Consider the following 13,137-nt stretch of genomic DNA (forward strand, 5'->3'; position numbering starts at 1 on the left):
ATAAGTCGCCCCTCTCCGAATGAAGTGAATCCACCTAAAACGGATCCTCAAGCAGAAGACAACTTGACGTTGAAGATACGAATCCTTCGAAAAAGCCCTGGCTTCTTAGAATTATTGCGGGACTATTCCACAAACCCTCACGATGATCTCACAAAGTTAGCTGGAGTTTTGACCCTCGAGCAAACGAGGGACTTCGTGGAAAAAACCAGAGGAAAGCGCTTCAAGGTTTCCCCCGATGAAGCTGTCGAGATTTCTCTCGTCGACGATAACGGGGTCCACTTCAGATCAGCTAGGAACAAGTGTTGGAAAGGATATGTTGGTATTGCAGCATACACAACGGTTAGCGCTTTCTACTGTGGGTTAACCGGACCTGGGGCGCCACTTTGCGGCATCGGAGCCGCTATCGCTGGCGACAATGTTGACTGGCATAAGAACTGTTAGATTCCAGGGGATGAAAAAAGGCCATGTTGCAAGACCAAACAAAGCTTCGATCGTTGGCGGCTAGTTTGATACTGAGCATCCTATGTGGGCTAGCCCTCTCCTTCTGGCTCAGTAGTGATTCCCGACTAGCCCTCCTAATAAGTTTCACCGTCGTCATTTTCATCGTTGATCAGTTAACGGGCATTGGGTCAAGGATCCGGACCAGTTCCAGTAGCTCAACAGAGCATCGCCCAGACATAGACAAGACAACCCCTAGAAGCTGAATAGGCGCTACTACCCTCACCAACTGCACCGCCCCGCGCGGAGGGATAAAAAGCGTATCCCGTTCCCTTTCTTCGACGAACATGACGAGCCCCGAAGGTAAGGAGGCGATAAGACCCTTGCCCCCAAAAAATGGAAGCCGCCACCACCCATTGACGGTGGTGGCGACAGTGGCCGGTCTACTTAAGAACCGTAACCGAACCATTCGGATTCACCCGAACGTTGGCTGCCATTGCGGCGGCTAAGTTCAGACGGTGCCAAGAACCACTGCGGGACTGATCGTCGAGCGGGTAACCAGATGGAATTGCTGTCTGGCGCAGAATGGACACGCGCTGTGCGTAGGTCAGACGTGGGAACTTAGCCTGCAGCAACCCCGGTGCAGCCTGCGGAACGATCATTGGCGCGTTATTGCGCTTGATCTGCTTAAAGCCCATGGTCATGCGCTGGGTGTATTCACGAACTGCCTGGTCGGTGGATCGGTAAGCCTTGTCACTTGCAACCACCTTCTGCAGCGGACGTCCCGCGCGCCACTGAAGTTCCGCACGCAACTCAGCTGCTGCCTGCTTGATCGCAGAACGCATCTTGGGATCATTCCAGCGGTCAGCTGCAGCCGCCGTACCCGTCATACGACCACCAATGACATCGAGCGGGTAATGCACACCCATCACCATGCGGTTATAACCAGCCTCGGAACCACGGGCGAGGATCTGCGGAGCCAGCTCTGGCAATTCCATCGCCAACAAGGTGGTCACCCACGTTGCCTGGTTAGTATGACCGGACGGGAACGCCTTGGAGGTTCCGTAAAAATTGCGCGGTCCGGACTGATACTTCTTGATACGCTTTGGCGCCACCACGAATGGGCGATCGTAACCGAAATACTCTTTCTCAACGAAGGTGGACGATGCCAATCCGCCCGCGCGAGCTAGGTAGCCATTGCCCAAAAGGAACGTGGTCTTTGGCAAACGGTTTTCGCGCAAAGCTGCGCGGAAGTGGCCGCCGAGTTCCGCCCCCAGAGAGTCTGCCACTGCGTTGAGAACACCGTCACGATCCGCTGCGGCATCCATCTGCGCGCGCTTGATGGCAACAGGATTATTCGCTGCGGCATTGTTGACCCGAACCGTGGTCTCCAGGTTCTGTTTCATAACGTCCGGCCGGGTCTTACGCAGTCCTTCAAATCCCCGAATGACATCCAAGTACACACCATATGGGTGCGAGCTGACATCGGAAACATACCCGCCCAAGTACTCAGGGCCGAACGGGCGGGGAATCGGGGCGCCGCGGTGCTTGACGGGCGCAGGGAAGCCTGGCAGCGCCTCGCTACCCGCCACGGCTGGGACGTTGCCAATGCTGGCAGCCTCGGCCGGCGCGACCACTAGGGGCGCCGACACGGACACAGTCAATAGTGCAGCCCCCAGGCTGCGACGAATCTTCTTCACTTTAAACCTTCGCCATTCAGTACTCGCCTTGAAAGCATTCAGATAAATGCGTTTGAACCGTATCAGTACCCAAGGACCGAAAGATGAAAATCAGATGAAATTGAAGTGAACCGATGCTCCGCAGCGCGGTTGCTGCATTGCTCCAGGCCTCAGCCCAAGCAACCTCCAGGCTCCAGACCCCCCAACCTCCAGACCCCCCCAACCTCCAGGCTCCAGACCCCCAAACCTCCACGCCTCAGCCCAAGCAACCTCCAGGTCTCAGCTCCACCCACCGCCAGACTCCAGCCCCGTTCCAAAAAACTTAGGCTTCCCTCTTCTTAGGTGAGGGTAAGTTGAGTTACAATCCAGCTATGAATACAGAAGCGCCCACCTGCCTTACCCAACTGGGCCTCAACTGCACAGCTCAAATCTGCAGCGTCGACGATTGCGCAATGAGCCGCAGCACCTGCCGGCGCCTCGCGGAACTAGGCCTCCGTGCCGGCCAATCCATCACAGTTGTACAAAAGATCGCCGGCGGCGGCCGGATCGTGAAAGCATCATCCGTTCGGTACGCCCTGGACAAGCAACTCGCCAGCGCCATTCAAGTACGCACGGCATAGCGACGGAAAAACCAATGTCAAACACAGTACCGTTCAACGGATCCAGCTCGGGGCATAGCTCTGCCCCCACTAGCCAACACACCTCCCACGCACGCAGCACAAGCACACCGACTGCTACCCACCTCACCAGCTGTCACTCAGACAGCCACGGCGATATTGCCCCGGAAGGTGCCCCCGTTATCGCGCTTGTCGGCGCCCCCAACGCGGGAAAATCCACACTCTTCAACGGGCTGACCGGCGCCAAGGCCCAAATGGGCAACTGGCCAGGCACAACGGTTGAGGTCAGCCGCGGTGCGTGGAAGATCGACCCCATCTGCGATGTGATCGACTTCCCCGGCGCCTACTCGCTCGATCCCATCAGTCCCGATGAAGCCCTCACCCGCGAGCTCATCATCGACTGTGCCATCGAAGAGCGCCCAGACCTCGTGATGGTTGCCGTGGACGCCTCCGCGCTCAGTCGTAGTCTGTACATGGTCGCCCAGCTCGCGGAGCAAAGCCATCGCCTACTGTTGGTGCTCACGAAAACGGATGTGGCCGCCACCATGGGAACCCCCGTAGATGCCGAAGCTCTATCGCACGCAGTTGGTGCGCCGGTCGTTGAAGTGGATCCTCGGCGTCGAAGTAATTTGGCGGCCGTAGGCGAAGCTGCCAAAGCTGCATTGCAGCAAGAACCCGCTACCCGCCGTACGGCCACAGCCACCGAGGAATTCGAACTGGCCGATGAACGCTTCACATGGATCGACGAGGTCACCGAACATGCGATCCTCCCCAGCGGACCAGCAGTCAGCTCCACCACGTCGGAGAAGATCGATCGCTTCGCCCTTCACCCAGTTTTCGGCCCCCTGCTCTTCCTTGGTGTCATGTGGCTGGTTTTCCAAGTCACCACCACCGTCGCCGCCCCGCTCCAAGACGGCCTGGATACCCTCTTTACGGGCCCTGTTTCCAGCGCCGCCACGACACTCCTGGACACGATCGGCCTGCGGCATCGGTTCTTCCAAGGACTGATCGTAGATGGCCTCATCGGCGGAGTGGGTATGGTTCTGACGTTCGCACCCCTGATGGCACTAATGTTCGTGCTGTTGGCAATCCTGGAGGATTCGGGCTACATGGCCCGAGCGGCCGTGGTGACTGACCGCGCAATGAAGCTCATCGGCTTGCCCGGCAAGGCCTTCATCCCGCTGATCGTGGGCTTCGGTTGTAACGTACCGGCGATCTCAGCTACGCGTGTGCTCGCCAGTCCCCACCAACGCATTCAGACTGCGTTGCTGGTGCCATTTACCTCATGTTCCGCGCGCCTGACGGTGTACGTGATGTTGGCTGCCACATTCTTCCCCAATCACGCGGGCAACGTGGTATTCCTCATGTACGTCATCTCCATCGCCCTCGTAGTTGGCATCGGCTTCCTGATGAAAAAGGCCTTGTGGCGGAAGATAGGCAACGACCCGTTAGTCATCGATTTGCCGACATACCAGTTCCCCGGTGCGCGACTGGTACTTTCCGTCGCGTGGGTTCGCCTGAAAGGCTTCCTCAAGACCGCCGGTGGCATCATCGTGGTGACCGTGATCGTGGTGTTCGCTCTTCAGGCCACGCCCGTCCGCGGTGAGGCAGGCTTCGCCGATGAGAACCTCGCCCCACAGGACAGCGCATACGGCGCCATCAGCCAGACCGTTTCCCCCATTTTCGCTCCGGCCGGCTTTGATTCATGGTCCCTCACGGGCCCCTTGATCACGGGTTTTGTGGCGAAAGAAGCGGTGATTTCGTCGTGGGCACAGACGTACGCTCTCGAGGAGGATTCCCCCGACCTATCGACGGCGGTGCGCGCGGACTTCGAGGCGGCGTCGAACGGCCATCCACTAGCAGCGGTGTGGGCGTTTATGCTATTCCTGCTGGCCTACACCCCGTGCGTGGCCACGATCGCGGCGCAGCGGCGGGAGATCGGTTGGCGGTGGACACTCGCGGGTATCGGCATCCAGCTCACGACCGCGTGGGTACTGGCCGTGCTGGCGTTCAACCTGTTGAAGATTTGGCTGTAGGTGCGCGATGGGTCCTTTAAGCAAAGTGATGCAATGTGTGTCCGAAGGGGTCACGACAGTCGGTGAGATTGCTCGCCGCACTGGTCTTTCTGCCTCTACCGTCGACGCCGCCCTGCTCCAACTGGAACGCATGGGCCGGGCGCGCAAAGTCACGGAGACGATGGCCTGCAGCGGTGCCTGCGGGGGTTGCGACGTAGACTGCGGGTCGCGCAGCGACGGCGCGGGGCCAGGGGGCAGCGCGGGTACGGTGACGATCCTGAAGTTGGGCCACCGACCGGCGTAAGAGCCGGGGGGCTGAGGTGGGGCCAGGAAGTGGGACGAGTACGGTGACGATCCTGAAGCTGGGGGCGCCGGCCCGCGTAGGGGCCGGGGTGCTGAGGTGGGGCCAAGGGGCGGCACGGGTACGGGGACAGGCACAGGTGAAATAGTTACGGACTTACCAACAGCCACCTCAGGTGGAATAGTTAGCGACCTACCCGCAGCCAGCCCAAGTAAAACAGTCACCGACCTACCAGCAGCGGATTCAATGCCTACCTCAGGGTGCGGGGGCCGTTGGGGAGCAGCGGCTAGGTCTCCCCTCCCCCAGAAAGCAGAACGAAACGCACCACCAAGCACCTCCCACGCGCATCTCGTTCTGCAAATCGAAGTGCGCCCGCGGGGATCACTGTGCAATTACCCTGCAAACGCAGAAGAACCCCTCGATCTTCGTACGAAGATCAAGGGGTTCATATTTTGTAGCGGGGGCAGGATTCGAACCTACGACCTCTGGGTTATGAGCCCAGCGAGCTACCGAGCTGCTCCACCCCGCGACGGGTGCATGACCGGAACAAACCGTCCCTGTCAGCGACGTTTACAACTGTAACCCAAAGGTCGGTAGAAGTGAAATCGCCTGCTCAAGACCACATCTAATTCGAATTCGCGAAGCCACGGCAGAGTGCGAACAGGAGCCTCACATTAATCGGGGTTCGAGCAGTCATCGCGCGATCCGAAGCAGAGCGGGCGGGCGCTGGGAGAATCAATGGGGCTGATGGGCAGGCTCGAAAATCTGCCACGGCAAGCACGAGCCCATGCCGACCCAGCCGGGCCCAGCTCGCCCCAACCGTCGCTAACCGTTGCGCTTTTCCTGCAGCTCCGCCACTGCCTTATCCAGCTCGTCCAGTGCCTTACCGAACTCCTCGAAGGATCCGCTCTGGCGCGTCTCCTTCACCTTGTCCATCGCGTCGCGAACCTTCTTCTCCGGCGTGGTATCCACGTTCGCGCCGTCGCCCTGGGCCTGGGCGCCCTTCTCGTCATCCTTGCTTTCCGCGCCTTTGTCGCCCTTGCCGCCCGTGTCACCCTTGTCAGTTTCGCCACTGGGGTTCTTGACACTACCATCGACCTCCTTGATGTCGGTCGCAGCCGAAGCATCAATGCCAACTTGGCTCAGTGCCTCCGCAATCGTCGGTGCGTAACCCACCTGGCCCTTGTAGCTGACGAGCACACGCAGCAACTTCGGGAACGCCGAATCCTGCCCCTTACGCTCGGAGTACACCGGCTCCACGTACAGGATCTGACCATCGCCCACCGGTAGGGTCAGCAGATTACCGTTCTTCAACTCGTTGGAGCCCTCCAACAGGGTGCGCTCCCGCGCAATCTCACCAGAGGACATCATCGTGTCCTGTGCCTGCGCCGGCCCCTGCGTCTGCGTATTCGTAGGCAGCACACGAACGTAGATCTTTCCGTAATTATCCGGGTCGCTGGAAACCGTCATGTGGGACGCGAGGAATTCTCGGCGCAGACCGCGGAAGGGGGACGTCAGCTGGAAGGAAGCCTTTCCCGTTACCGGATCAGCGGCCACCAAGTAGTACGGTGGCTGTGCCAAATCAGAACGATTCTTCGGCGCGGTGGGATCCGAAGGCACAGACCAGAAGGCGTCGTTCTGGAAGAAGACCCCGGGATCGGAAACGTGGTACTTGGCGATCAGCTCGCGCTGCACCTTAAACATGTCCTCAGGGAAACGGAGGTGGCTGCGGAGGTCATCGGAGATCTCGCTCTTGGGCTTAACCACATCCGGGAACGCCTTGCGCCAAGCCTTCAGCACCGGATCCTTATCGTCAAATTCGTATAGGTCCACACTGCCGTCATACGCATCCACCACAGCCTTCACCGAGTTACGGATGTAGCTGACGTCATTGGAAACAATCTGATTCTGGTTCACGCCGCCCGGATTCGTTGCATCCGCGGTCGTATCCGTCAGCGACATACGCTGGGAGTACGGCAGGTTGTCCAAGGTGGTGTAGCCATCCACGATCCACTTGATCCGACCATCCATCACCACGGGATACGTCTTAGAATCCGTCGTCAGCCACGGAGCCACCTTGTGCACGCGTTCGCGGGGATCGCGCTCAAAGAGGATCTTGGACCCATCACCGATCCGGTCGGTCAACAACATGTTCATCGACTCGAAGTGAATGGAAAACATCAGGCGGTTGAAGTAGTTGGAAACGTTCACCCCGCCCTTGCCTGTGTACGTGTAGTTCTTCGCGTCCGTATCGTATTCCAGATCCTCATCCGTGCCGCGGTTAGCCACGATGGCGTAATCGGAATTCGCCTGAGTAGAAGAAGCGATAACCGGACCGAAGTAGATACGAGGCTGTGGCAGGTCCACGCGCAGCTCGCCGTCCTGCTTACCTGATTCGTTGGATTGCAGGTCAGCCGTGGTGTACACAGGGTACCCACCACGGTCGGAACCAGCTTCGCGAGCCACCGCATCTACCTTGCGCGCAGGAGCCGCAATGAAACCATTGCCGTGGGTGTACACCGTGTGCCGGTTCAGCCAGTCCGTCTGGTTCCCCGTCAGCGCATTGGGGTCCAACTCACGGGCAGCCACCACGAAGTCGCGCATCTTGCCATCCACCTGGTACCGGTCGATGGCCAGCTCCTTCGGGAACCCGTAGAAGTTGCGCAACTGCTTTTGCTGCGTGAACGTGGGGTTCAGGATCTCGGGATCCAGCAAGCGGATGTTGGACAGAGTTTCATCGTCTTGAGCGATGGACTTCGTGTCCTTAGCATCGTCGCCCTCGGAAGCGCCCCACTTCTGGTCGTACGTCACATGGTCATCGCCAATGTTGTAGGCGAATCGGGTGGCCTCAATATTGCGGCCGATGTACTCGCGCTCCTTTTCCGCACGGTTGGGCGAAACGGAGAACTGCTCCAACACCAACGGCCATGCCACACCGATCACAAGGGTGGAACCAACCATCAGCGCTACCGCCAAGGCCGGGATACGCAGGTCCTTAATAACAACGGTGAAAAAGAACAGGGCAGCGACGAACAAACTGATAACCAGCATGACAATCTGCGCGGGCAGCTTGGCGTTGATGTCGGTGTACGAAGCACCAGTAAACGTCTGATGGGCCGTATTCATCAAGGCGTAGCGCTGGAACCAGTACCCCACTGCCTTCAAGACGATCCACGCCCCGGCAATAACCGCCAACTGTCGGCGGGCTGGTACGGAAATCTTCGCCTTCTCCCCCAACCGCGGGTTACCCGTCGTGATGGACCCCAGCAGATAGTGTCCTACCGCATTGATGACGAAGGCGAGAACCAGCAGAATGCTGAAGGTGCCCAGTATCAATTGCAGCATGGGCAGATTAAACGCGTAGAACCCTAGGTCCTTTCCGAACTGCGGGTCGTTGACCCCAAAGGGTTCGCCGTTGAGGAACATCAACGCGGTCCGCCAGTTATTTTGTGCCACAAGCCCCGTGATCAAACCAACGAAAACGGGCACTCCCACCAGAAACGGCCGCAGGTTCTTCCGAATCAGTGGCCGCAGCTCCACCAGGGGCGAATCGCTGGACATTGCCGATCCCGGATTTGGTTTAGTGCGGTAGGCCAAAAAGGCTGCCAGCCACGCCAGCAGCGCACCCACCAGCCCAAAAACAACGAACAACACGATGCGGGCCACCAGTACATTCAGGAACACACCGGAGTGTTCCACAGACCTGAACCATGTGAAATCCGTGTACGTGCGCACGAGGACGGGGATAAGGAAAAACGCCGCAGCGATTATGGCAGCGAGAGCTCCCAGGATCTTCGAGCGGCGCGAGGGGGAGGTTCGGTTCGGGGAGGAACCGGGACGTTTTGGAGTCGACATGCTCAAGGTTGCTCAGGTCTCCATCAGGGTTAGTCAATTAGCAAACGTGCCCCCAGAATACGTAAAATCCAGCTCGAACCATAAATCTCTTTATTGCGGAAAGGCACCTACCCATGTCCCTCGACCTGCACGACGATCGTATCCTCAACGCCGCTTTACGCGAAGCTGTTGATTTCGTGCACGCCGAGGGGTGGGACCAACCAGCCACGCTATTCGCTCTGGTGCCTTTTGCTTTGGTTGCCGACGCCCTCGAGCTCGAAGACGGCGCCAATCCTTTGGCTCTCGTGGTCCAGGAAGACGTACCGGATCACATCCAGCCGGGGTCCGAAGAACTCGGAGAATTTATTGCGACCGTCACGTGGCCGGAACAGGTCGTGGGCGCGATCGTGGCTCAGGAAATCACTTTCGTGAATTCCGCAGAGGGCGCCGACCGCACGCCGCGCGCCGCGCGGCTATTTTCCGGAATCCTCGACGACCGCAATGGATCGGGTGCCGAGCGCAGCATTGTGCAGTTGCGGCCCACGGACGAACAACTCGCAGCTGACCCGTTCGCGCAAGACAAAATCGAGCTGATGGGCGGGGACGATTTGGCGCCGGGCGTCATCGCAACCCTGCGGCACACATTCGCCGAGTAATCGGCCAGTTCCGCGTGGGTCGCGCACACCACCGCAGCCATCGTGTTGGGTGGCACACATTCGCCGAGTAATCGGCCAGTTCCGCCGAGTGACCTCTAGCTGCCGGTGCAGACCTGTGGTTCCTCGCCCGCATTCAGTTTATTGAGCTGGTCGACCGCGGTCGTGAGCTTATCGACCTTTACCAACTTAATTCCCTTGTCCTGCACGGAATCCGGGATGGTGACGGCCTCTGCACAGTTGTCCTCGGGAACGAGGAAGACTTTGGCTCCCGCATCTGCGGCGGCCGCGATCTTGTGCGTGATACCTCCGATGGGCCCCACATTGCCCTCAGAATCGATGGTTCCGGTGCCGGCGATGAACTTCCCGCCGGTGAGTTCCCCCGGGGACAGCTTGTCCACCACCGCGAGGGAGAACATCAACCCAGCCGAGGGGCCACCGATATCGTTGAGGTTGTAGTTCACGCGCACATCACCGGCAGGCTGAGCCACGCTGGTTACACCCAAGAATGCCTTGGGGCCTTTCGCTCCCTGTGGGAGGAACTCCTTGGGGGTTTCCGCGAGCTTCACCTCGACCTCTTGCGTACGGGCGTGCCGCAGCACCTTGATCTTGACGGTTTCGCCCGGCTTCCGCGCCCCGATCTTCTTGGCTAGGTCGGCGGGCACGGTGATTTTCTCCCCTCCCACCTCGGTGATCACGTCGTTGACCTCCAGCACGTCCTTGGCGGGGCCCTTATCGCTCAAGTCCACCACCATGGTTTCCATGGGACGGTTCAGGTACTTCATTGCCGCGCTTGTAGCGTTCGACTCACTCGCGGCGAAGGCTGCATTGTTTTGTTCCTGCACCTGCTCCGGACTCACTCCCGAAGGAAAAACCTGCTCGATGGGAACCAGAGTGTCATCGGTAGCGATCCAACGCCCCAGCGCCTGTGCCAAGGTCATGTTGGTGCGCACCGCAACGGTTGTCATGTTGAGGTTGCCACTGGTTTTGTCGACCTCCGCTCCGGAGATCTCCACCACATCTTTGCCGTCAACGTTCCCCAACGTATTAAAAGTCGGTCCCTTACCTTGGGCTGCGTAGGGAACGGTCAGGTCAATATTCGTGCCGGGTACCTGTGGCAATCCCACGAGGGAGGCCAGCACCACGACGGGTACCGCGCCAAGCACGACGGTCCTGTTACGACGATTCCAAAAACTCACCTGTTATACCTTAGTGCCTTGGCACGACGACACGAATGGACCGCACGACTACGCGCGTGTTCACATTCGCGCGCCAAGTAACTGTATGTTCGCTACCAGCGCACACACACGACCAGCGCAAACCGGTACGGTGGTAGCATGAGTAAATTCGGTTTCGGATCCAACGGCTCAGATGACGATTCCGAGGACGACCGCAGGGACGATAACCACAACGATCCCTTTGGATTTTTCTTCGGTGGCAACATGGGCCGTGGCCACATGGGCGGCAACATGGGTGGTGGAAACATGGGTGACCTGTTCAACCACATCGGCTCTATGCTCAGCGGTTTCGGTGCGGATATGAACAGCCCTGAAGGCAAGGGCAGCGTGAATTATGCGGTGGCCGAACGCATCGCCCGGCAGCACATTGCGCAAGCCCAGAAGGATAAGCGGCCCGAATCCACCCAGTCCCAGGCCGTCGCAGAATCCGTGCGCCTCGCGGAACTGTGGCTGGATGAAGCCACTCCCCTTCCCGCCGGCGCGTCCAGCTCCGTGGCATTCGGCCCCGTGCAGTGGCTCGAAGAAACCCTGCCCACCTGGAAGCGGGTTATCACTCCCCTCGCCGACAAGCTAGGGGATGCTGCGCTCACCGGTATGCCGGAAGAGCTCCAAGGGCAGCTGGGACCGATGGAGGGAATTCTCAAGCAAATCAACTCCATGAATTTCGGCACCCAACTGGGGGCCACCTTGGGAGAAATGGCCAAGGACGTGGTGCATTCGACCCAGTGGGGCGTGCCGCTGGCCAACGGCAGCACCGCTGCGGTGTCCACGGCTCACTTGGACAGCGTGGCGTCGAAACTAGGCTGCGAAAAGCAGGAAGCCCTGATTTACCTCGCCGCCCGCGAAGCAGCCCACCACCGACTTTTCCAGCACATTCCATGGCTGGAGGAGCGCCTCATCCTGGACGTGGAGGAATACGCGGCGGGCCTCACGTTGGATGATTCGAAGATGCGGGACGCAATGGGCGAGTTCAATCCCGAGTCCATGGGCGACCCAGCGCGTATGCAGGAGATGATGGACAAGCTCCAGGGCCAGGACCTCTCCCCTGAGGTGGTCAGCACCAATGCGCACGCCCGCGAGCGTTTGGAAACCAGCCTGTCCTTGATTGAGGGGTGGGTGGACTACGTGGTCGGCACCGCACTGGAAGGGCGCATTCCCAATGCCGCAATGATCGGCGCCGCGTGGAGCTCGTTCCGCAACAATGGCTCCCCGGCAATGGATGCGCTGACCAAGGCCGTCGGCATCAGTTTCACGGCTCCAAAAGCCAACGAAGCTGCGGACCTGTGGCGTCGACTAGAAGAGGCCGTAGGCCAAGACCGCCGCGACAAAGTATGGGATCATCCCGACTTCCTTCCGGTAAGCTCTGACTTGGACAATCCCGCCGCCTTCATCGGGCACGTGGCTCTCGATGACAAAGAAATGGAAGACTTCAACCCCATCAGCGAAATCGAGAAGCTCGAGGCCGAGATGAAGAAGCGGATCGAAGGGGAAGACAAGGACGATAATCAAAACTAGGGGCATCCTGGGGGGACAATGCTCTTTTTACCGACGACCACGTCGGTGATTGCCCGGCCGGGTGTGGGACTGCAGTTCCACATTCTGCCGGAGCACGCCGTGATTCTGCCGCTGCCCACGACCGTTCGGATTGGGCAGGTTGCACACGTTATGCTGGGCTGTCGCTTGGGTTCGGAACGCTCCACCGTGATCGCTAACCTTGGATACTGTGGTATGGATACGGCGGTCGCCACGGACATCGTGGGTGAACTTATTCGCGCTCGGATCCTGCTGCCCAAAGCGCCACCGGCTCAGGTGCGGTTGTTGCACACGGGGCAGTTAACTTCCGCCACGCACGCTGCATTGTTGGCCAAGGATATCGACGCCCACATGGTCAGCCTCGACGCCACCACCAGGTCCACCAGCACCTTATTGCTTGGGGGCATGGTGTTTCCGCCCGGTGACGTACAGTTTTCCCTCATGGCTCATCGCGTGCCACACCTTCCCTTTGGGGTCATCGACGAGCGCGTGGTGATCGGTCCCTTGGTCGTGCCAGGAAAAACCGCCTGCCTATCATGCTTCGACCAGCATTATCGACAATTCGATGCTGGGTGGCGGGGCGTACGGATGCAGGCCACCGCGCGGCCGGCGGGTGCGGCAGCAACGGCTTCGACCGTGGCGGCCACGATTGTGGCGGAGTTAGTGCACCGGCATATGCTGCAGTGGATCGCTACGGGTCGGCCCGACGAAGGTATTCCCGCTGCCTTGATTGGCCGCACCATCTTGGATCCCAGTACGGGCCGCAGCGAGGTCACCCACGTGGCGCCTGCCACGGATTGTCCGGTGTGCCGGTTGGCGGGTTAACTAC

Annotated in this window: 9 protein-coding genes and 1 tRNA gene; 6 read left to right on the top strand and 4 right to left on the bottom strand. The window is 59.4% G+C overall.

Features of this window, described 5'->3' with window-relative positions; translation table 11 throughout:
- Window positions 1–881: 881 nt before the first annotated feature.
- Entirely contained in the window at window positions 882–2,138 is a 1,257-nt protein-coding gene (locus tag CAURIC_RS08360) for an acid phosphatase (protein ID WP_035114838.1), read from the bottom strand.
- 350 nt (window positions 2,139–2,488) lie between these two features.
- Here CAURIC_RS08360 and CAURIC_RS08365 point away from each other — a divergent pair, with 350 nt between their 5' ends.
- The 3 genes from CAURIC_RS08365 to CAURIC_RS08375 are packed head-to-tail and all read left to right on the top strand — an operon-like array spanning window position 2,489 to window position 5,053.
- On the top strand, window positions 2,489–2,737 hold the full coding sequence (locus CAURIC_RS08365) for a FeoA family protein (RefSeq protein WP_035114836.1): 249 nt from the start codon (window positions 2,489–2,491) through the stop codon (window positions 2,735–2,737).
- A gap of 14 nt (window positions 2,738–2,751) precedes the next feature.
- The gene (feoB, locus tag CAURIC_RS08370) at window positions 2,752–4,770 is read left to right on the top strand and encodes a ferrous iron transport protein B (RefSeq protein ID WP_290182452.1); all 2,019 of its coding nucleotides are present in this window, start codon (window positions 2,752–2,754) and stop codon (window positions 4,768–4,770) included.
- Between the two features lie 7 nt (window positions 4,771–4,777).
- Window positions 4,778–5,053 (top strand): DprA-like winged helix domain-containing protein, encoded by a 276-nt coding sequence (locus CAURIC_RS08375; protein ID WP_290182454.1) that lies wholly within the window; start codon window positions 4,778–4,780, stop codon window positions 5,051–5,053.
- A 452-nt stretch (window positions 5,054–5,505) separates the two neighbouring features.
- On the opposite strand, the gene CAURIC_RS08380 is transcribed toward CAURIC_RS08375, so the two are convergent.
- A tRNA-Met gene (locus tag CAURIC_RS08380) sits at window positions 5,506–5,579 on the bottom strand.
- Between the two features lie 296 nt (window positions 5,580–5,875).
- Window positions 5,876–8,905 (bottom strand): UPF0182 family protein, encoded by a 3,030-nt coding sequence (locus CAURIC_RS08385; RefSeq protein ID WP_035114834.1) that lies wholly within the window; start codon window positions 8,903–8,905, stop codon window positions 5,876–5,878.
- Window positions 8,906–9,018: 113 nt separating this feature from the next.
- Between CAURIC_RS08385 and CAURIC_RS08390 the strand changes: the two genes are divergently transcribed.
- Window positions 9,019–9,540: a PPA1309 family protein gene (locus tag CAURIC_RS08390; RefSeq protein WP_070434086.1), complete on the top strand. Its 522-nt coding sequence runs from the start codon at window positions 9,019–9,021 to the stop codon at window positions 9,538–9,540.
- Between the two features lie 95 nt (window positions 9,541–9,635).
- Here CAURIC_RS08390 and CAURIC_RS08395 read toward each other — a convergent pair whose 3' ends face one another.
- Window positions 9,636–10,736 (bottom strand): YlbL family protein, encoded by a 1,101-nt coding sequence (locus CAURIC_RS08395; protein WP_035114833.1) that lies wholly within the window; start codon window positions 10,734–10,736, stop codon window positions 9,636–9,638.
- A 138-nt stretch (window positions 10,737–10,874) separates the two neighbouring features.
- Here CAURIC_RS08395 and CAURIC_RS08400 point away from each other — a divergent pair, with 138 nt between their 5' ends.
- Window positions 10,875–12,290: a zinc-dependent metalloprotease gene (locus CAURIC_RS08400; RefSeq protein WP_035114831.1), complete on the top strand. Its 1,416-nt coding sequence runs from the start codon at window positions 10,875–10,877 to the stop codon at window positions 12,288–12,290.
- An 18-nt stretch (window positions 12,291–12,308) separates the two neighbouring features.
- Window positions 12,309–13,133 (top strand): TOMM precursor leader peptide-binding protein, encoded by an 825-nt coding sequence (locus CAURIC_RS08405; protein ID WP_052095064.1) that lies wholly within the window; start codon window positions 12,309–12,311, stop codon window positions 13,131–13,133.
- Window positions 13,134–13,137 lie beyond the last annotated feature (4 nt).

Origin of the sequence: Corynebacterium auriscanis, from assembly GCF_030408435.1 — a bacterium.
GTDB classification, from domain to species: domain Bacteria; phylum Actinomycetota; class Actinomycetes; order Mycobacteriales; family Mycobacteriaceae; genus Corynebacterium; species Corynebacterium auriscanis.